General features: G+C 45.1%; 17 protein-coding genes. 11 read left to right on the plus strand and 6 right to left on the minus strand.

Annotation, left to right across the window (positions count from 1 at the left end):
* Nucleotides 1–68: 68 nt before the first annotated feature.
* From QUA57_RS10105 to QUA57_RS10120, 4 genes are all read left to right on the plus strand, one after another.
* Nucleotides 69–1,346, plus strand: coding sequence for an AAA family ATPase (locus QUA57_RS10105; RefSeq protein ID WP_333060630.1), 1,278 nt, complete (start codon nucleotides 69–71; stop codon nucleotides 1,344–1,346).
* Nucleotides 1,346–2,275, plus strand: coding sequence for a ParB N-terminal domain-containing protein (locus tag QUA57_RS10110; protein WP_333060631.1), 930 nt, complete (start codon nucleotides 1,346–1,348; stop codon nucleotides 2,273–2,275). Before QUA57_RS10105 ends, QUA57_RS10110 begins: the two co-directional genes overlap by 1 nt.
* A 441-nt stretch (nucleotides 2,276–2,716) precedes the next feature.
* Entirely contained in the window at nucleotides 2,717–3,811 is a 1,095-nt protein-coding gene (locus QUA57_RS10115) for a Rho termination factor (modular protein) (protein WP_333060632.1), read from the plus strand.
* 153 nt (nucleotides 3,812–3,964) lie between these two features.
* Nucleotides 3,965–4,702 (plus strand): Uma2 family endonuclease, encoded by a 738-nt coding sequence (locus tag QUA57_RS10120; RefSeq protein WP_333060633.1) that lies wholly within the window; start codon nucleotides 3,965–3,967, stop codon nucleotides 4,700–4,702.
* Between the two features lie 42 nt (nucleotides 4,703–4,744).
* On the opposite strand, the gene QUA57_RS10125 is transcribed toward QUA57_RS10120, so the two are convergent.
* The 3 genes from QUA57_RS10125 to QUA57_RS10135 form a co-directional block, all read right to left on the minus strand.
* Nucleotides 4,745–5,080 carry a XisI protein gene (locus tag QUA57_RS10125; RefSeq protein WP_333060634.1) on the minus strand — a complete coding sequence of 112 codons (336 nt, stop codon included), beginning with the start codon at nucleotides 5,078–5,080 and terminating at the stop codon, nucleotides 4,745–4,747.
* Entirely contained in the window at nucleotides 5,068–5,484 is a 417-nt protein-coding gene (locus QUA57_RS10130) for an element excision factor XisH family protein (RefSeq protein ID WP_333060636.1), read from the minus strand. The genes QUA57_RS10125 and QUA57_RS10130 overlap by 13 nt, the downstream gene beginning before the upstream one ends.
* Nucleotides 5,485–5,572: 88 nt before the next feature.
* The gene (locus QUA57_RS10135) at nucleotides 5,573–7,102 is read right to left on the minus strand and encodes a phenylacetate--CoA ligase family protein (RefSeq protein ID WP_333060637.1); all 1,530 of its coding nucleotides are present in this window, start codon (nucleotides 7,100–7,102) and stop codon (nucleotides 5,573–5,575) included.
* A gap of 304 nt (nucleotides 7,103–7,406) precedes the next feature.
* Between QUA57_RS10135 and QUA57_RS10140 the strand changes: the two genes are divergently transcribed.
* The 4 genes from QUA57_RS10140 (at nucleotide 7,407) to QUA57_RS10155 (ending at nucleotide 12,575) form a co-directional block, all read left to right on the plus strand.
* Nucleotides 7,407–9,311, plus strand: a complete 1,905-nt coding sequence (locus QUA57_RS10140; RefSeq protein ID WP_333060639.1) for a serine/threonine-protein kinase — start codon at nucleotides 7,407–7,409, stop codon at nucleotides 9,309–9,311.
* 80 nt (nucleotides 9,312–9,391) lie between these two features.
* Nucleotides 9,392–9,661, plus strand: a complete 270-nt coding sequence (locus QUA57_RS10145) for a hypothetical protein (RefSeq protein ID WP_333060641.1) — start codon at nucleotides 9,392–9,394, stop codon at nucleotides 9,659–9,661.
* A gap of 588 nt (nucleotides 9,662–10,249) precedes the next feature.
* Entirely contained in the window at nucleotides 10,250–11,596 is a 1,347-nt protein-coding gene (locus tag QUA57_RS10150; protein ID WP_333060643.1) for an EAL domain-containing response regulator, read from the plus strand.
* Nucleotides 11,597–11,801: 205 nt separating this feature from the next.
* Nucleotides 11,802–12,575, plus strand: a complete 774-nt coding sequence (locus QUA57_RS10155; RefSeq protein WP_445304466.1) for a response regulator — start codon at nucleotides 11,802–11,804, stop codon at nucleotides 12,573–12,575.
* A 219-nt stretch (nucleotides 12,576–12,794) separates the two neighbouring features.
* Here the strand turns inward: QUA57_RS10155 and QUA57_RS10160 are convergent, their stop codons facing one another.
* A complete protein-coding gene (locus QUA57_RS10160) occupies nucleotides 12,795–13,511 on the minus strand; it encodes a pentapeptide repeat-containing protein (RefSeq protein WP_333060644.1) in 717 nt (238 codons plus the stop codon).
* A gap of 191 nt (nucleotides 13,512–13,702) precedes the next feature.
* Nucleotides 13,703–14,902, minus strand: coding sequence for a phosphoglycerate kinase (locus QUA57_RS10165; protein WP_333060645.1), 1,200 nt, complete (start codon nucleotides 14,900–14,902; stop codon nucleotides 13,703–13,705).
* Between the two features lie 183 nt (nucleotides 14,903–15,085).
* Here QUA57_RS10165 and QUA57_RS10170 point away from each other — a divergent pair, with 183 nt between their 5' ends.
* Both QUA57_RS10170 and ylqF read left to right on the plus strand, forming a co-directional pair.
* Nucleotides 15,086–15,499: a universal stress protein gene (locus QUA57_RS10170; protein WP_333045478.1), complete on the plus strand. Its 414-nt coding sequence runs from the start codon at nucleotides 15,086–15,088 to the stop codon at nucleotides 15,497–15,499.
* 193 nt (nucleotides 15,500–15,692) lie between these two features.
* Nucleotides 15,693–16,547 (plus strand): ribosome biogenesis GTPase YlqF, encoded by an 855-nt coding sequence (gene ylqF, locus QUA57_RS10175; protein ID WP_333060647.1) that lies wholly within the window; start codon nucleotides 15,693–15,695, stop codon nucleotides 16,545–16,547.
* A 19-nt stretch (nucleotides 16,548–16,566) separates the two neighbouring features.
* Here ylqF and QUA57_RS10180 read toward each other — a convergent pair whose 3' ends face one another.
* Nucleotides 16,567–17,382 (minus strand): MOSC N-terminal beta barrel domain-containing protein, encoded by an 816-nt coding sequence (locus QUA57_RS10180; protein WP_333060649.1) that lies wholly within the window; start codon nucleotides 17,380–17,382, stop codon nucleotides 16,567–16,569.
* Between the two features lie 233 nt (nucleotides 17,383–17,615).
* Between QUA57_RS10180 and QUA57_RS10185 the strand changes: the two genes are divergently transcribed.
* Nucleotides 17,616–18,341, plus strand: a complete 726-nt coding sequence (locus tag QUA57_RS10185) for a carbonic anhydrase (RefSeq protein WP_333037425.1) — start codon at nucleotides 17,616–17,618, stop codon at nucleotides 18,339–18,341.
* The last annotated feature ends 112 nt before the right edge of the window (nucleotides 18,342–18,453 follow it).

The following is an 18,453-nucleotide window of genomic DNA, read 5'->3' on the forward strand; positions in this document are numbered from 1 at the left end:
ATGAGGACGACCAGACATTTTAATGTTTTCCTTTACTTTTTTTTTAAGTCTATCATAACTTTATAAAAATGGTATTAGACCGCCACCTGCGAAAACTCCATCGCTATTTAACAAGTTTGAGCATCCGCTACGGACTCATAACTAACGGTAAAGAAATTAGAATTTACCAAAGAGTCGCCGATGATATTCAGCTAGTTTTTAAGTGTGCTGGAAAAGACCTTGAAAATAGAATTGATGAAATTATCGCTTTAATTGGCAGAGATAGTTTAAAATTTATAAAAAATCCCGATAATCTCGAACTGGAAGATAGTAAAATTAATTTGGTTAGTCCTGAGTTAATTAGCGAAGTCCCAGTACAGCCCAAAAATCCCGCCACCGCAGAACCTGAGCCAAGTCAAATCTCAGAACCCGAACAAATACCTGAAAATTATCCAGTTAAGCCTCAAGTTAAATCCGATGTAACCGTTCCCCAAAAAACGCAAAATAGTATGAAAATCATTGCAGTTTACCATAACAAAGGTGGCGTTGGCAAAACTACCACTGTAGTCAATTTAGCTGCTGCGCTGAGCAAGAAAGGTAAAAGAGTCCTGGTAATAGACTTAGATAGTCAAGCGAATACAACCTTTGCGACGGGTTTAGTAAAATTTGAGGATGAAGAACAAGATGATTTGAAAAACAACAATATTCTTCACGTTTTGCAGTCAGCAGATTTTTACTCAATATCAGAAGTCGCGAGAAAGTCTAATTTTTGCACTCCAGCAATAGATGTGATTCCTTCTCATATTGATTTAATGCAACATGAACATGAACTAAACTCACTGGATTACAGTAAAATAATTTTGATTCAAAAACTAGCCGAAGTCCAAGAAAAATACGATATTGTACTGATTGATACGCCGCCATCTTTGAATTTATATGCTAGAGTTGCTTTGATTGCTGCTGATTATTTAATTATTCCTTCTGACTTAAAGCCTTTTGCCAATCAAGGACTAATTCATGTCAAAGATTTTATCGGAAAAATCAATGGATTCAAAAAACTAATTGGCAGAAATTCTCTAGAAATTTTAGGCGTACTTCCTTGTAAAATATCAACTAACAGTAAATTTATACAGTACAGTTTGCCCAAACGGAGGGCGGCAATTCCCAAACGCTACGGCCTGGAAATTATGGAAAGCGCCATTTACGAAAGAGATGATTTGGCTAAGTGTGCAGAACAAACTCAGATGGTGGGAGATATGGAACTTGCCGATCCGATTTCCGTGCTAGACTTTAATCCAGATTCTACCGCATCTCAAGAATTTGAAGTATTAGCAATGGAAGTCTTGGAAAAGATAGGTGGTAAATAATGAAAAAATTATTGGTGTCGTTGGTTCTAGTTAAAAAGATTACATCCACAGTTCCCCGTTCCAATTTTGCCGAGCGCGATTTGGAGAAACTGGCGCAACTGATTTTAGAATTAGGAGGATTGATTAACCCCATAATTCTCCGCCGCAACGGTATGGATTCCTACGAGATAGTAGACGGAGACTTTGAATACTACGCGGCGGCGAAAGCCCGGGAAATCAACCCTATGAAAGGCGAGACAATCGGAGCATTTATTCTTGAACCCGAAAATGAAGGACTGCTTTTAGAGCAAGTTCAAGCGCTGAGGAAATCAGCCAAAACTGAGAATTTAGTTGAGAACCCAGAAACCGGGGTTTTGTACGAAAATACTTCGTCGCCGCCCGCAGATTCAATAAAAAACCCGGTTTATTTGGTCGAAGTCCCTAATTTAGGTGAAAATGAAAGTCCCCAAGAGTCATCTAGTTTAGAACAGCGACTAACAAATATTGAAGCTCAGTTTGCCCGTCAAATTAATGACTTAAAAGCCGAGTACGCCCGTGAACAAAAAGTTTTAGCCCAGAGTATACAAGAACTTGAAAACCGAATCTTACAACAAGTACCTCGGTTAGTTGAAGCTGGGTTAGAAAACAGAATTAATGAGTTGAAATCAGAGTCGCCACCCGAAAAACAAGTGGTGGTAGAGAGGATACCAGAAGTTGAAAACGTAGCTTCCGAATCAATGTCGGCGTTGGAAGCACTCAATACTCTAGAAAAACCTGAATTGTTGGCGAATTTTAAAGATGCTGGCTTGAAGTCTCACATGATCGACAGCATAATCACAGAACGAAAGGTGCAGCCGTTTGTGTCCTTTACAAGTGCGGTGAAACGTATTGAAGGGTTAGGCGACAAAACAATGATTAAAATAATTGACAAGTGGCAAAAATACTCATAACTCGCAACTCCTGCCGCTACTAGCAACTTTGGTCTAGTGAGTCTCTAAGCCAAAAAAAGTAAAGATGAGTAAAGCAGTGTATGCTTGGTGTCCCGCAGGCAGTTAAACTCATCACAGTCGCTTTTTTTAGGAATTGCAGTAACTTTTGCCGTAGCTTGCGGGGCGGGACGCCATCGCCCGGGCTGTCACCGCACAGCCAGCCGCACAGGTACAGCAGCAACGCCATATCTCCTCCAGATAACTGAGTTCGATCGCAGACTTGGAAGACTCAGCCCAAGAAACCCTTTAACTTACCACGGTCTGGGTAAGGTGTTTGTCTCGCACCTTATAATTTGAGTTCTTGGGTTAGTCCTGCATCCCTTAAAACGCAGGCTGTAAAGTGCAAATATACATAAACACCCAAACACCAGATTTTAATGACAAAAGGGGACTTGTAACAAGATGGAGCGATCGTCCGATCAAAACCAAATAGTTGAATATTTGCGGATTAAGCCAATTAGTCACAATCAGATTTACACTTCCCAAATTGCCATACCAGAGCCTCATCGGGGCGAAATTCCTCGCGAACGCCGCGAAGCTCTCAGGAGAAGTCTGATCGAGCAAGGCAGCAACTTAATTCCTTTAATTGTACGCCCTACAGAAGCTTACAGCAACGAAGAAGAATATGAAGTTGTCTGCGGCTCAGATTGGTGTATTGTTGCTAAAGAACTCGGCATCGAGCAAATGTGGGCGTGGGTATTTGAAATGACCGACGAGGAGGTAGCTGTTGCTCAAGCAGAAATGGAACATTTAGCTCCGCAACCGACTCAGAAAATAGCACAAATTGAGACTCTCCTGCAACAATTTGAGCTATCCTTTCAAAAAAAGGTAGATAGTCTAACAAAACAAATAGAACAATCTGTTAAAAAAAATGAAGATATACTAAAAAAGCACGTAAAAGCTCTCACTGAGCAGAACTTTGAGCGTAACCAAATAGAACAGATTAAGCATTTGCTAGAACAAGTGGAAAAAGCTTTTAATGAAAAGGTAGATAAAATGGCTAAAAAAATTGAACAATCGACCAGCAACCGTCCGCCGACCTCTGCTGTTATTTCTGAGGTAAATCTTGAAGGTGCTTTGAGACAGTTAGATGAACTGGAAAAACTGCTGTCAATAAAATTAGAACGCACAGTTCAAATAATTAATCAGTTTGTTTACGACGCCATTGAAGACGTAGAAAATGACCTGAAAAATCAAATTGAAACGCTCCGCCGCCAACTGGGAGCCGCAGGGACTCACTCAGAAAGACAGCCGGAGGCACAGCCCAAGAAGCAGTCAAAAACGCAGCCGAAGAAGCAGTCAAAAGCACAGCAGAAACCTCAGTTACCGCAGTTGCAGTTGGAGTTGCCGTTTCCGGCCCCGTCCCCAGAAGAAGACTACGAAGGTCTTTCGCTGAGGCGGTTGAAGGCGATCGGCAAAGACCGGAAAGTGCGGGGCTACGCGCGCATGAAACGACCGGAAATTCTGGCGGCTCTCAGACAAACTGACGGTCAATAAAACGCTAATTGCTAATAGTTAAAAACTAATTATTGGGGGCTCGATCGCGTTTTTGGGCAAAAAGCGCGATCGGGGTTTCATGATAGTCCTGGGCAGAGATATGAAAAGCTTGTTAAAATAGACACACAACCTCTTACTCCTCACCAAGCAGCCATGTCCGCAACCGCAGAATTAGCTACTACCCAAGAGATACTAGAACAAGAAATACCGGAAAATGTTATCTTTCCTTCAGGCGATTTATACAGTGACGAACCTCCCGTGGAAACAGAACTGCATCTCCGACAAATAATCCTACTCCTCAACTGTCTAGAATGGCTGTGGCGAGATAGAAACAATTTTTATGCTGCTGGAAACCTCACCATTTATTACAGTCCCAAGCAACTCAAATCGAAAGACTTCCGAGGCCCAGACTTTTTTGTGGTACTCGGAACAGAACGAAAAACTCGGAAAAGCTGGGTAGTTTGGGAAGAAGAGGGAAAGTACCCCAATATTATCGTTGAAATCCTGTCTCCCAAAACAGCGGATATAGACAAAAACTTTAAAAGACAACTCTATCAAGATACTTTTCGCACTCACGACTACTTTTGGTTTGATCCTGAAAGTTTAGAATTAGCTGGGTTTCATTTAGTTGACGGGGAATATGAACCAATTGCACCGAACGAATTCGGGCATCTGCGGAGTCAGCAGCTCGATTTGAGTCTCGGAATTTGTGGCGGAAAATTGCGTTTCTTTACAGCAGAAGGAGAGCTGGTCCCTACTCCTGAAGAGGTTGCAGAAAGGGAGACTGAACGAGCCGACGAAGAGGCTCAACGAGCCGGACAAGAAGCTCAACGAGCCGATCGCCTGGCCGCGAAACTGCGAGAATTAAATATTGATCCCGATACAATTTAGCGATCGTCCTTTTTATTCTAACTTTCTGTATTGTAAGGGTGTTTAGGCGATCGCATATCCCGTATGTTGCCGAACATGATATGGATGAAACCCTAAAACTATCTTGTCTTTAGGCACTCCTAATTCTACAAGTTCTGCGGTAATTCCCGTTTCTATACCATCTTGTTGAATCCAAATTTTGCCGTCGATAATTTCCACATGGACGATACAATCGTGAATTCTTTGAGGCCCTTGCCAGCCTTCGTGAATCAGTAAAAAATTGTTTTGTTCGCGGTCAACAATAACGCTGCTTTTAATTTCTCCGTATTGGTAGGGAATCTGAGCATAACTCTCTAAAATTTCATGAATAAATCGGCGATATTCATCTAGTCTATCCATCTGACAATTGTCTCCTTTAACGCATCAAAAACTATTAATTTAAATCTCTTTTTTTCTAACAAAACCTGGCCGATAGGTTCAGAAAAAATTTGTGCATAAACTTCTGCACGGATTGCCAGATATATGATCCGTTCAGGTTCCGAGCGCTCTAGAATATCTTCGTAGACAATATACTGTCCAACAGCTTCTTCTAAGTCATGAACTGGTGAAGCACTCAGAAAACTTTTTACTTCTACAGCAATTTTGCGACCTTGCTTTTCGGCAGCAAATAGTTTTTCTGCCCCCAAATCGACGTTGAGAGTACGTTTGCCAATTTTTAAGGGTAGCGGATCGTTTGTTATCGTCCAGCCGTCTTTTTCTAGAGCTGTTCTGACAGTATTGTGGTAGATGTCTTTTGCTGGCATATTTTATGCTGAGCCGTCAACTTTCACCCTAATTATATTATAATAATACAATACTTTTGAAAACTGATAGCTCATCAATTCAAACTACTTACTGCCGCGTGTATCGGTGCTTCACCCCAATCGGAAAATACTCCGCATCGCCCATCGCAGTTAATGTCACCACAGGTAACTGATATTCTGGCGGAACGTAATTAGCAAATTCGCTGTTTAGCCGCCGCAATTGCGTGAGAATTGAAGATGCGATCGCCTGCTTCATCTCCTCGTCGCCCTCCACCCCCGCTGCTAATTCCACAACCACCGATAAAAACCGATTTTGATCCGCATCTTCCTTGACTTGCAGTACAAATTTTCCAGTCACCAATTCCCGAATGGTGGGAACTTCTAAACCTACGGTGACATTTTCCGGGTAAATGTTGGCACCGAAGTAGGAAACAGTAAAGTGCGATCGCCCAAATACATAGACAAAGGGCAAGCAGCGAATTCCTCTGGGGAAATTAGAAACTTTCATACCTGCTTCTTGCTGCAAACGTGCCACAGGGTTAAATCCCCATTCTGCCAAAAAATTGAGCATTGCTTCGTAACAAATTAAACCGCCGTTATCGGAGATGTGATAGCGTATTAGCGGGATGCCGTTGTCGCCCGAAAATAACAGCGTGCCGTCATTATTCACTTCAAAAAAGCGGCTTTTAGGATCGTACTGCACCAGCGTTGGCAACCGCGATTCCCCGAATAAATTGCGTGCTGCTTCGGGATTGTTTGCTAAAAAGCGACGGATGCAAATGCTCAGCGGTGTCTCGTTGCCCAAAACGCCCGCGTCTGCCGTACCGTAAAGGCTCGCAGAGTTGTAATATAGATTGTCAGAATTAGTGCGATCGCTCACCAAACTCCGCCATTCTTCGCTAAACACTTCCCCCGCAAATACCATCTTAATTCGATATTTTTGCCACTCCACACCCCCAGCAATTCCGCTATCAATCACATCCTTGATAAACGGCGGATATCCCAACAAAACTACTTGCTCAAAATGCTCCCCAAGTTCCTGCACAACTCGAAATATTTCAGTTTTATTATTCCCAGGAGTCACAACTGTAACTGGATAGCCCTTAGTCGCTAGATAGCGGCAGCAATTTGCCGTGTACATTCCGCCTACCCAAGTTCCCAACGGAAAGCAAATGACAGCTAAAGTTGAGCGAGTATCTGCGGAAAAACTGTCGTGAAATATTTGTTCAAAACGAGCAGCAATTTGCAACTCGTCGCTGATAAAACGCGGCCAAAATGTCGGGTTTCCTGTCGAACCAGATGAAACAGCAATGAAATCGCAAGTTTCTAATTTGCCCTGGTAGCACAACTGAGGTAGCGGGTGACAGCGTAAATAATTCTCTTTGGTAATTAGCGGCAATTTTTGGAAGTCTTCAAAGGTTTGAATTGAGGCGGGATTGATGTTGAGTGCAGCTAGGAAAGTCTGGTAAGCTGGTACTGTGGCCGCGACTTTTTGAAAAAGCGCGATCGCCCCGGATTCGGCAACTCGATTCTGCTGGTGTTGCAATCGTTCCTCAAGCGGCGCCCTCAAAAACTCTTCAAACGCCCCAATTGCTCTCTGACGCTGTTCTGGCTGCATGATTTGCTCCTTAAAATGCCTATTTTGCACCCCGATCGCTCAAGATTCCATTAGTAGCGCGGCGCGACCCGATCGCACATTGGGCTGGACACTAAAAATTTGAACACACTTTGAGGTCGATCGAAAATATGTCGCAGTAGATAAACTTCCATAGCACAAAACCGCTGTTTTCACAATAACCACAGGGGATAGCCAAGCTGCCGATCGACTAATAAACACTGACACACTATGTCAAGATTAATTCAGCGATCGCCCAAAACTCCTAGTCTCAGTCAAGCGTGAAAATCCGACGCAGCAAGTTCCAATGAACAATCCCATCTACCCCGGCATAACTCTCAACAACCACTACCGCATCGTCCGCGAATTGGGACACGGAGGCTTCGGGCGCACCTACCTCGCTGAAGACGCCCACCGATTTAACGAACCCTGCGTTTTAAAAGAATTTGCGCCCCAAGTACATGGAAGTTACGCTTTACAAAAATCCGAGGAACTGTTCGAGCGGGAAGCGGGAGTGCTCTACAAGCTGCAACACAATCAAATCCCCCGCTTTCGCGAACTCTTCCGGGTCAGTATCAGCGATCGAGGCTACCTATTTCTAGTCCAAGACTACGTGCCCGGTCAAAGTTACCGCTTTCTGCTCGACGCCCGCAAGCGTCAGGGTTTGCGGTTTATAGAGGCAGAAATCAATCAACTGCTGCTGCAGATTTTGCCCGTGCTCGAATACATTCACTCTCTAGGAGTGCTTCACCGCGACATCTCCCCGGACAACCTGATTCTGCGGAGTTCTGACGGGATGCCGGTGCTAATCGACTTCGGCGGAGTAAAACAAGTCGCCGCCACCGTAGAGTCTCTTTTCGCTGAGGCTAACGGCACTCCCGGCCCCGCGACTCGCATCGGCAAGCTCGGCTACGCTCCCGTCGAACAGATGCAGATGGGCATTGTCTCTCCCCACAGCGATTTGTACGCTCTGGCGGCCACGGTTTTGGTGTTGCTGACGGGGAAGGAACCGCATCAGTTGCTCGACAGCCAAACGCTGAATTGGAACTGGCGGGCGGAATGTTCTCTGTCTCCGAATTTGTCCCTGGTGCTGGATAAAATGCTTGCTCAGCAGCCGAGCCAGCGTTACTCCTCGGCTCGCGAGGTAATGCTTGCTCTTTCCGGGAATCCGCCTTTACAGCCACCTTTGCCGCCAGCCCCGGATTTTGGGATCACGCAGCCGCCGGATCTCTCGCCTATACCCGTGCCCGCTCCCACGCCAAAACTGCCGGGAACTCCGGTGCGAATTGCTGCTATTGGCAATCAGCAAAAAATGCCTGCTTGGAAAATGGTTTTGTTCGTGGTGGCGGTGCTCTCAACTATGGGGGGAGTTGGCTGGTTTGCGGGCAATTCTTTGTTAAATCTGCAATCAAAAGTACAGAAAGTTCCGCAGCCTCCAAACCCGAAGCAGCAGCAAGAAGATGCTTTGCAAGATCGCTTTGTCAAGCTCAAAATTGACGATCGATTCTATAACGGTTACGTCAACCTTGTGGACGAGACTTTCTATGCCAAATACCCGGAATTGGGGGGACGATTGTTAAAAGAAGGCGAGGAAGATCGCCAGTGGCGCGAAAGGTGGCAGAAAATTGGCGACGAGTTGCTCGACAAGCTGGAAAATCTCAGCAGCGACGCTAGAGCGCGATTGGGCAGTTACGACACCACTGATATCGATCGCTGGAAAACTGAGGTTAACAAGCTGAATTTGAGCAGTCGGGCTTTGTACGATTTGGCTGATGCTAGGTTCTTTTATTGGTTTCCACAACAGCCGCGCGATCGCAATCTCATTGGTTTGCCGATCGGACAAATTTGGCAAGCAATTACCGCCGACGAACTCGAAGCCTTACAAGCTGGAGCAACTCTCGAAAGCGTTGAATTTGACCGCCTATCGAAGAGCAAAGGCCTCACAGGCAATCTCAAACCCGGAGAAGGGAAAGCTTACATTGCCAGGTTCGCTCAAAATCAAACTTTGCGCGTGAATTTGCAAGCACCGCGCAAATCTACTCTACTGTCAATTTATACTCCGGGGCGGACAAAGGGCGCGCGAGCTTTGCTGGAAGATGCAGAGGGGCTTAGTTGGTCTGGATTGCTGGATGATGCAGGTTATTATGAATTCGTGGTAGTTTCTCAAGCATCTGAGCCGATCGCTTACGAGTTGAACCTGACGGCGGAATAACTGCTATTGACGCTCTCTATCCACCCAGGCAATAATAAGGTAATACCAATCAGACAAGTTGTCGGGTTCAAACAAAGAATATGCTGAGATTCGCGATCGTAGCTTTAGTGACTTTTGGATTAGTATTAGTGACTGCACTAGGTTTACATCCGGCCAATGCGACAGTCAGCACTCCCGAATTTTATGCTTGGAACTTTGCCTCTGTAGGCAGTAGCGAGCTGGTTTGTAAAAAGACCGTGGTAGTTCCGCAAGACCTGATAATTCCGTCATCATCCATGCACGCTGTCACTATCAATTCTGCAATTGTAGATGAAAAGTTTTGCGTGAATTCCACTAAGCCTGTGAATTAAAGCCGTGGATAATATGATTTTCGGTTAGAGAACCATAATTAAGTTCTCGGTTAGTAGATTTTAAATTTTAGATTTTAGATTCACTTCACAGATGAATCTGGCAAGTTGAACCTTAATCTAAAATTTTTCTTTTTCCACGACTGTTGCCTGAAAGCAAGTATCCTTTTTTGGGCGCGCTCAGGACGCTGCCTCCTGATTCATCCATTGAGATAACACTATAGTTGTCAGTACAAATACAGACTAATTATGAACAATTAACCGAACATCATATAAGTGATTGCCTGAGTAGTAATTTCCGGCATCCGCGCACTGAAACTGTTAGTTGAAACTTTTTTGATGAGAAATCTAGGATATTTTGTAATAAAAGTTTATCTAACGAGTCGAGCGCAGCAGTTTTCTGCTCTGGAAAAAGATCGAAATCTTCCCTATTTGGGCAGTTATTTGATTGTGAGTTAAGAACCGAGGACAAATATTCAGCCATTTGGCTAATCATTTATTGGCTAATTAGCTGAAGTATTAATTTGCTAGTTTGAGTATGCTAGAGTTAGTCAGGTTCAGATATATAGTGCCATCTGTTATCTAAGTATCATGCTCAAAATTTTGGTGATTGAAGACGACGAATTAATCCGGGAAACTCTTCTGCAACTCCTGGAATCTCACAGCTACCGGGTTATTGCGGCTGAAAACGGTCGAGCTGGGGTGCAGATGGCACTTTCGGAGATACCGGATTTAATTTTGTGCGACGTGCAGATGCCGGAACTCGACGGTTATGACGTGTTGCGGACTCTGCGGCAAAACTCGCTAGCTGCAACAATTCCTTTTATTTTCCTCACAGCTCAAAGTGACAAAACCGATTTTCGTCGGGGGATGGATTTGGGGGCAGACGATTACCTGACAAAACCGTTTACCAAGGGTGAATTGCTGGGAGCCATTGCTTCTCGCGTCTTGAAACGGCAAACTATTACTCAACCGCTGACAGTAGCGCTTCACCAAGCAGAAGCCAGACTCAAAGATTTAGTTAACGACTCCACCAAAGTTACGACCCTCTCTCCTGAAAAGTTTGCTCTCGAAGCTTTGCTGCGCCACGCTTTGGCACAAGGTGAGTTTCAGGTATACTATCAGCCACAAGTAAATCTTGCTACCGGCCAAGTTATCGGCGCCGAAGCTTTAGTGCGCTGGCAAAATCCCGATCGAGGTATAATTTCTCCCTGCGAATTTATTCCATTAGCAGAAGAAACCGGTTTAATTATTCAGATTGGCGAGTGGGTACTGCTTTCAGCTTGCGCTCAAGCCGCTAGTTGGCTGGCTGCAGGCTTTTCGCCCTTTACAATATCAGTAAACTTGTCGGCCCGGCAGTTGTCCGACCCGGAACTCAAGGCGCGAATCGTCCAAATACTGGAAACTACAGGCTTGGAGCCTGCTAATTTAGAATTAGAAATGACCGAAAGCGCTTTGGTGGAAAATGCGACTGTAGCAGGCGCTACTTTAAACGAACTTAAAGCTCTAGGAATTCGGATTGCTATTGACGACTTCGGCACCGGTTACGCTACTTTAGGATATCTTAAGCAATTTGCTTTTGACAGTTTAAAGATCGATCGAATTTTCGTCCGTAATGCCAACGAAGATACTCAAAATGCTGCTATTACTACAGCAGTAATTTTACTGGGTCACAGTTTGAATATGACTGTAATTGCTGAGGGAGTGGAAACAGAAGCAGAACTAGATTTTTTGAAACAACATCAGTGTGATATCATGCAGGGCTATCTGTTCAGCCGCCCCGAACCCGCACCGGTAATTGAAAGTATGTTGGTTGCCGGCCCGAGTTTATTCCCGCCGCCCCCAGCAGCAGGACCTGCTCGCGTTGTCCCTTTTGTACCTGTCTCCGAACCCGAAAAATCTAAAAACCTTTCAATGTCGGGTCTAGGAATAGTGTAAGCGTTACCAAGATTTCTGTATAATAGGATAAAATTCTTTCTTTTACCTTCTATTTTCTGCATAAAAGTTGACGCTACCTCATAAAAAGTTGTAGCTTTTGATGGTCGGCGAATCAAAGAAGGAGATTGTTCCGGATATTCCTCTACTGCTTCCCCTTTTATGCGCTCGGCGCCCCTAATTGGACTATTTGAGAAATTGTGGCATCTTGAAATTGCGAGCCTTTATCAAGTGGCAGCAGGTAAACTCATTTAAGTCCCTACTTTGGGACTGGCAGTTTCAAGAACTGTCCAACTGGAATTGGTGCAAGCCTGTCATGGAAAGAATATTAGTGGTTGACGACGAAGCAGACTGTCAAACAGTCTTAGCAATGTACCTGGAAAGTCAAGGATATCGGGTGGAATGCGCTACTTCCGGGGTTGAGGCGCTCTCGATTTTTGAAAATGCCCCCCCAGATTTGGTAATTTCAGATGTCATGATGCCGGAAATGGACGGGTTTGAGTTTTGTCGCCGTTTGCGAACTACCCGTTTGGGACAGTTAGTCCCGTTTATATTTTTGTCGGGTCAAGGCGAGATTGAGTCAAAAGTTGAAGGTCATTCGATCGGCGCTGACGATTATCTGGTAAAACCTTTTCAGTCTGAAGAAATCTTAGCTAAGGTAAAGGCGCAGTTAGAGCGCTCTCACCGCATTCACGCCGAGATTGTCCGACTGCTTCAAACTTCTAGCGGTAGGGCGGTGGAACCACAATTTGTGGCAGTATTGCCAGCACCTGCACCTTTGCCTTTAACACCAGCCGAGGAAAGAGTTTTTTGGGAAGTGATCCAGGGTTATACTAACAAACAAATTAGCGATCGGCTGTTTATTAGCCCCCGGACTGTGCAAGCTCATTTAGGCAGTATTTTCAGTAAATTACAGTTAGAAAATCGTGCCCAGCTTGTGAGATTTGCCCTAGAAAGAGGATACAAACCACCTCAAACTTAGCTCGTATCTCAACTTAGGGTGCGCCAGCCAGCCAGCGAGTCAGCCGATTTTAGATTTTAGATTTTAGATTTACTCCACAGATTCATTGGGGAGCTAAAACTTTAGTCTAAAATTTTGATCTTTCCACGACTTAAGTCGCGGGCTTGTATCCGTTTTTGGTCGGAATCAAAAACTCCCGTAGCTGCCAAAAAATGGAGGCTGACGCACTCAGCAAGCAGATTATTCCACATTCAAAACACAATAAGGAAAATTATTTATCACGCAAACCCCTGGCCCCAAATTCGTACCTCGCAAGTTGGCACGTTCCAAATCAGCCTGCCGCACGTTATTGGCCGCATCAATATTTGTCCCGGTCAATTGAGCCCCAGGAAGCCTAGTATTTGACAAAATAGCATTCTGCAAATTAGTATCGCGCACATCGGCGAAAGACATATCGGCTCCGCTTAAATTTGCACGATTCAAATTAACTCTAAAAAGCAGGGAACGCCTCAAATCGGCATTCGACAAATTAGCTTGCAGCAGATATGCTTCGCCCAGATTCGCATTAAAAAGCTTAGCACCGCGCAAATCCGCACTCGTCAGATTCGCTCGCCCCAAAAAAGCATTAGACAAATCCGCATTTCGCAGATTAGCACCATTCAATTCAGCACCGTACATCTCGGCATTAACTAAGTTAGCATTTGCCAAATTAGCATCACTTAAATCCGCTTCTAGCAAATTAGCTTCATAGAGATTGGCTCCGCTTAAATCTGCTCCTCTTAAATTAGCTCTGTACAAGCTAGCCTTGAACAAATCAGCATTTCTCAAGTCACAGCCCTCGCACTCTTTAGTTTCCAGCAATTGCCTAACATGATCTGGATTTTGAGCCTTAACGGGAGCTGCCAGCCCAAACAAAGCTAAACTTGCCGTTACAGTTGCCAAGAGTTTAAGTTTCACAAACAAACCTCACTGCTACTTCAAACAAATTATACTAGCAAACTGTAGACTTTAAACCGATATCCTTCTCTCTTTTCTCTTGCTCTGCGTTCTCTGCGCCCTCTGCGGTAAATCTTCAAAAAAATGCTTCGCAGCCAAGGATATAGACCTGCTGACAGCAAGGCGGGCAAAGCCCGCCCTACTTAACTTAATTAAGCTTCATCTAAAGCAGCAACACCAGGCAATTCCTTACCTTCGAGCAGCTCCAAACTAGCACCACCACCAGTAGAAATGTGGCTCATTTGTTCACCTAAATTCAACTGTTCCACAGCCGCCACCGAGTCACCACCACCGATAATTGTGGTAGTACCAGTTTTAGTAAGTCCAGCCAAAGAATGAGCGATTCCTTCAGTTCCCACCGCAAACTTCTCCATCTCAAACACGCCCATCGGCCCGTTCCAGATGACAGTTTTGCAATCGGCCAAAGCTTCTTGGAAAGTTTTTACTGAATCCGGGCCGATATCCAAACCCATCCAACCGTCGGGGATGCTTTCAACAGGGACAGTTTGAGTGTTAGCATCAGCAGCAAACTTGTCAGCAACTACCACATCAGTAGGTAACAGAAAAGTAACTCCCCGTTCCTTTGCCTTAGCTTCCAAAGACTTAGCCAGTTCCAGCTTGTCATCTTCCACCAAAGACTTGCCCACGTTCAAGCCGCGAGCTTTGTAGAAGGTGAAAACCATGCCACCGCCCAACAGCAGTTTGTCGCACTTTTCGAGCAGTTTTTCAATGACTCCAATCTTGCTGGAAACCTTAGAACCGCCGATTATAGCAGCTAAAGGACGCTGAGGATTGTCGATCGCACTGCCGAGATATTGCAGTTCCTTCTCCATCAAAAACCCAGCCACAGAAGGACTCAGATACTTAGTAACGCCCTCAGTAGAAGCGTGAGCCCGGTGAGCCGTACCAAAAGCATCGTTGACATACAAATCGGCCACAGAAGCTAACTTCTTAGCAAATTCGGGGTCGTTTGCCTCCTCCTCTGGGTAGAAGCGGACATTTTCCAGCAACAGCACATCGCCATCTTGCATCCCGGCGACTGTAGCAGCGACTTCATCACCGATGCAGTCGTCAGTCTTTTTGACTTCTTTACCCAACAATTCCGACAGCCGTTTCGCAACCGGCGTCAAGCGCAACTTCTCCGTCACACCCTTGGGACGGCCGAAGTGGCTGCACAAAATCACCTTAGCGCCCTTGGACGCTAAATCTTGAATTGTCGGCAGAGCCGCCCGGATGCGAGTATCATCGGTGATATTGCCGTTGTCGAGCGGCACGTTAAAGTCCGCCCGCACCAATACCCGTTTGCCCGATAAGTCCGATGCCGATAAATTTGCTACAGTTTTTTTTGTCACAGGATTAACCTCCTAATATGTGTGTTTTTGTCGAATTCCGTTGAAATGGCGGCACTGGTCACTTGCACTTGGGCCTCGGACGCATTCAACCGCGTCCGTACAAAAAACGGAAGATGAAACAAACGGCACTGATTGGCTCAACGTAAACATTTTATCGGAGTCCGCGTCCCGGAGATGCGCAGTATGTTCAAGACTGTCTTATTTCCTGTAGATCAAAGCCGAGAAGCCCGCGAAGCTGCCGAAAAGGTGGTCAATATCGTGAAAACCTACGCCTCTCGCTTAGTAATTCTCTCGGTAGTCGAGCCCCCAGCCGAGGAGGCCGACGCCCCCGCGCGAGAGGTGATGACTTCCCCCGAAGCAGTCGCCAAACTTCTTTCTGAGGCCCAATCGATGTTTTCCCAGCAGGGAATTGAAGCTGAAATCATCGAACGGGAAGGCAAACCTGCTTTCACGATTTGCGATGTGGCTGACGAAATTGGGGCCGATTTGATTGTGATGGGCTGTCGGGGGATGGGTTTAACCGATGATGGGGCGTCTGACAGCGTTACCAATCGGGTGATCAATCTGTCTCCTTGTGCAGTTTTGATTGTGCCTTAGTCAGTTGGCAGTTGTCAGTTGACTGTTGACTGTTGGTAGTTGGCAGTTGACAGTTGACTGTTGTCATTCAACAACTAACCAATAACAACTAACAACTGTCAACTAACAACTAACAACTAACTAATAACAACTAACAAGTAACAAAAGTCAAAAGTCAAAAGTCAAAAGTCAACAGTCAACAGTCAACTAACTAATGAAAATTCACTGGTATCCCGGTCACATTGCCAAAGCTGAACGGGCATTAAAAGAACAGCTAAAGCGGGTAGATGTGGTGCTCGAAGTCCGAGATGCCCGCATTCCATTGGCTACTTATCACCCTCAAATGCCGAGCTGGGTGGGCGGCAAGCCGCGAGTCTTGGTCATCAACCGCATGGATATGATTACACCTCGATCGCGCGAGGCGTGGGAAACATGGTTTGAGGCTCAGGGGGAAACTGCGTATTTTACTAATGCCGAGCACGGTCAAGGAGTAGACGCTGTGGCGGATGCCGTGCAGGATGCTGGGGTGCAGCTAAATAAAAGAAGGTTCGATCGAGGTATGCTGCCCCGTCCAGTCCGTGCAGTGGTGATGGGATTTCCCAATGTGGGAAAATCTGCTTTAATTAATCGGCTGTTAGGGCGGAGAGTGGTAGACAGTGCCCGCAGAGCTGGAGTAACTAAATCGCTCCGATGGATTCGCATTTCCGACGAAATAGAATTATTAGACGCGCCTGGAGTGATCCCAACCCGAATTAACAATCAAGAAAATGCCATAAAATTAGCTATTTGCGAAGATATTGGCGAAGCAGCTTACGACAATCAGGTAGTAGCAGCAGCGATGGTAGATTTGCTGCAAGGGCTGGAGGCGACTGATGACACGTTGGTATCACTATCTGGTTTCAAATCCAGGTATAAATTAGATCCAGCATCTAGTAATGGTGAAGATTATTTGCACGAGGTCGCAAAAGACAAGTATAAAGGAGATGTCGAACGAACGGCGCGACAGATGTTAAACGATTTTAGAACTGGTGTTTTGGGTCAACTTTCTTTGGAGTTGCCGCCGGCTTGATCAGACTCGTAACCTACAACTAATCAGAAATGGTATTCAATAGAGAGTTGCTGACGGTGATAATTTGAACTTCGTCTCCTATGTGTAATATTTTTTCTGCTGCTTGAGGTGCGAGTCGCGTGTTAACTATCAGCCGACTAAAGTGATTTAAATGCCCTTTTTTTACCAAGTCAGGCATGATTTCCTTCTGCTTGGCTGTTAGTATATTTTTAAAATTTAGATCGCCTGCTTTCGCCCCATAGTTTCGCGTAGATAGGATACATGGCTGACCGGGATGAATAGCTTCAAATATTACTGTTCCTATTTTAAACCTCACAATTTCATCGGATTGTGAGAAAAGTTGGTCTTCCCAAAAAGCCGGGACATCTCCTATTTCAATATTAGCTCGCAAGCGATGGCGCATCTCGTTAACGCAAACTCTCGGAAACCAAGATGCAACTTCGGCAATTGTTTCGGTACTGATAATGCTTGGCCCTGGTGCAGCGAGATTGTCGGGAAAACCAGTCAGCAAGTTTTCAATTAACTTGACGGGGAAACCGAAGTAGTTGCTCAACCAAGATTCTATTCCAAAGCGTTCTCTATCTACATGAAAAAATATTTCTTGTTCGGTGCCTTGAATTTTTAGACCGGCAATTCTCTTTTTGATGTCAAAGGATAAGCGTAGAAAACGGACTCCGCTGTTGTGCTTAGTGTTAACAAATTCTCCGGCTGCATCGCAGATTGCAAAAGAGCGATCACCTTCTAGAGCTCCGCTGGCTAGAATAGTTGCTTGACTGACTGCTATGCCGTCAAGGGACTTGACCGGATAGATATGAATGCTGGCGACGTATGACATTTCGAGCCATTGATAAAAAATAGTCGTTTTAGATACATTCTAGCATCCCTGTCCGCAGAAGGATGACTGCCGTTGACTCTACTAAATAAAATATGAATGAAATAAAAATGGGCTACTTTTTTGAAGTTTACATTGTGCCGGAGCAGCTTGTAAAGAAAAATCAAAGAAGTCTGACTGAGCTTGTGGTATATATTATGCTAACAAATACAAACAATTGAACAGAGTTGCAAGCAATGACTAAAAGCGAAAGAACAGGTATGATTTCGCGACGGAATTTAATGCTGAGGGCTGGTGCAGGGATGCTGGCGGCCAGCATTGCACCAGCGTTTTTACAAGCCGAAGCAGCAAAGGCAGAGGCAATCTCTGACATTACTCCTACTGACATTACTCCTAACACTGCTCTTAAGAAATTGATGGAGGGTAATCAACGCTACATTGAGCAAAAACGGACATTTCCCGACCAAGCTCGATCGCGAGTTGTAGAAGTAGCACAGGGTCAACATCCGTTTGCAACCATCCTGGCTTGTTCTGATTCGCGCGTTGCTCCCGAAATTATTTTCGACCAAGGATTAGGGGACTTATTTGATATTCGAGTAGCTGGAAATTTTCTCGACGATGTGGTTCTCGGGAATATAGAATATGCCACCTTAGAATTAGGCGTGCCACTATTAGTAATTCTGGGTCACGAACGCTGCGGTGCTGTCAAAGCAGCTTTAGATGGTAAAGCTGTTCCGGGTCACATTAGCACTTTGGTGGCGGCGATTAAACCTGCAGTTGATTCGACCAAAGGTCAAAAAGGCGATGCCTGGGATAACGCAGTCAGAGCTAACGTGAAAATGAATGTCAATCAGTTACAATCCTCCTCGCCTATTTTAGCTGAAGCAGTCAAAGCGGGCAAGCTTAAAGTTGTTGGGGGTCGCTACGATTTGGATAGCGGCAAAGTAGAGATAATTGCTTGATTTTGCTGGTAATTTTCAGAATTTTTAGGGTAGTGCCAAGAGTGCCTACCCTTGGGGAGCGAGGGGAAACCATCGGGGATTGCCCCTAAAATTTATTGGGCAACGATAAAGT

This window comes from Microcoleus sp. Pol7_B2, assembly GCF_036701035.1.
Classification (GTDB): Bacteria; Cyanobacteriota; Cyanobacteriia; order Cyanobacteriales; family Microcoleaceae; genus Microcoleus.

Bases quoted from the DNA above. Each gene is read 5' to 3' on its own strand.
- QUA57_RS10125 (WP_333060634.1), bottom strand. From the start codon at position 5,080: ATGGATAGACTAGATGAATATCGCCGATTTATTCATGAAATTTTAGAG.
- QUA57_RS10130 (WP_333060636.1), bottom strand. From the start codon at position 5,484: ATGCCAGCAAAAGACATCTACCACAATACTGTCAGAACAGCTCTAGAA.
- QUA57_RS10115 (WP_333060632.1), top strand. From the start codon at position 2,717: ATGGAGCGATCGTCCGATCAAAACCAAATAGTTGAATATTTGCGGATT.
- QUA57_RS10120 (WP_333060633.1), top strand. From the start codon at position 3,965: ATGTCCGCAACCGCAGAATTAGCTACTACCCAAGAGATACTAGAACAA.
- QUA57_RS10185 (WP_333037425.1), top strand. From the start codon at position 17,616: ATGACTAAAAGCGAAAGAACAGGTATGATTTCGCGACGGAATTTAATG.
- QUA57_RS10110 (WP_333060631.1), top strand. From the start codon at position 1,346: ATGAAAAAATTATTGGTGTCGTTGGTTCTAGTTAAAAAGATTACATCC.
- QUA57_RS10140 (WP_333060639.1), top strand. From the start codon at position 7,407: ATGAACAATCCCATCTACCCCGGCATAACTCTCAACAACCACTACCGC.
- QUA57_RS10145 (WP_333060641.1), top strand. From the start codon at position 9,392: ATGCTGAGATTCGCGATCGTAGCTTTAGTGACTTTTGGATTAGTATTA.
- QUA57_RS10135 (WP_333060637.1), bottom strand. From the start codon at position 7,102: ATGCAGCCAGAACAGCGTCAGAGAGCAATTGGGGCGTTTGAAGAGTTT.
- ylqF (WP_333060647.1), top strand. From the start codon at position 15,693: ATGAAAATTCACTGGTATCCCGGTCACATTGCCAAAGCTGAACGGGCA.
- QUA57_RS10150 (WP_333060643.1), top strand. From the start codon at position 10,250: ATGCTCAAAATTTTGGTGATTGAAGACGACGAATTAATCCGGGAAACT.
- QUA57_RS10180 (WP_333060649.1), bottom strand. From the start codon at position 17,382: ATGTCATACGTCGCCAGCATTCATATCTATCCGGTCAAGTCCCTTGAC.
- QUA57_RS10170 (WP_333045478.1), top strand. From the start codon at position 15,086: ATGTTCAAGACTGTCTTATTTCCTGTAGATCAAAGCCGAGAAGCCCGC.
- QUA57_RS10105 (WP_333060630.1), top strand. From the start codon at position 69: ATGGTATTAGACCGCCACCTGCGAAAACTCCATCGCTATTTAACAAGT.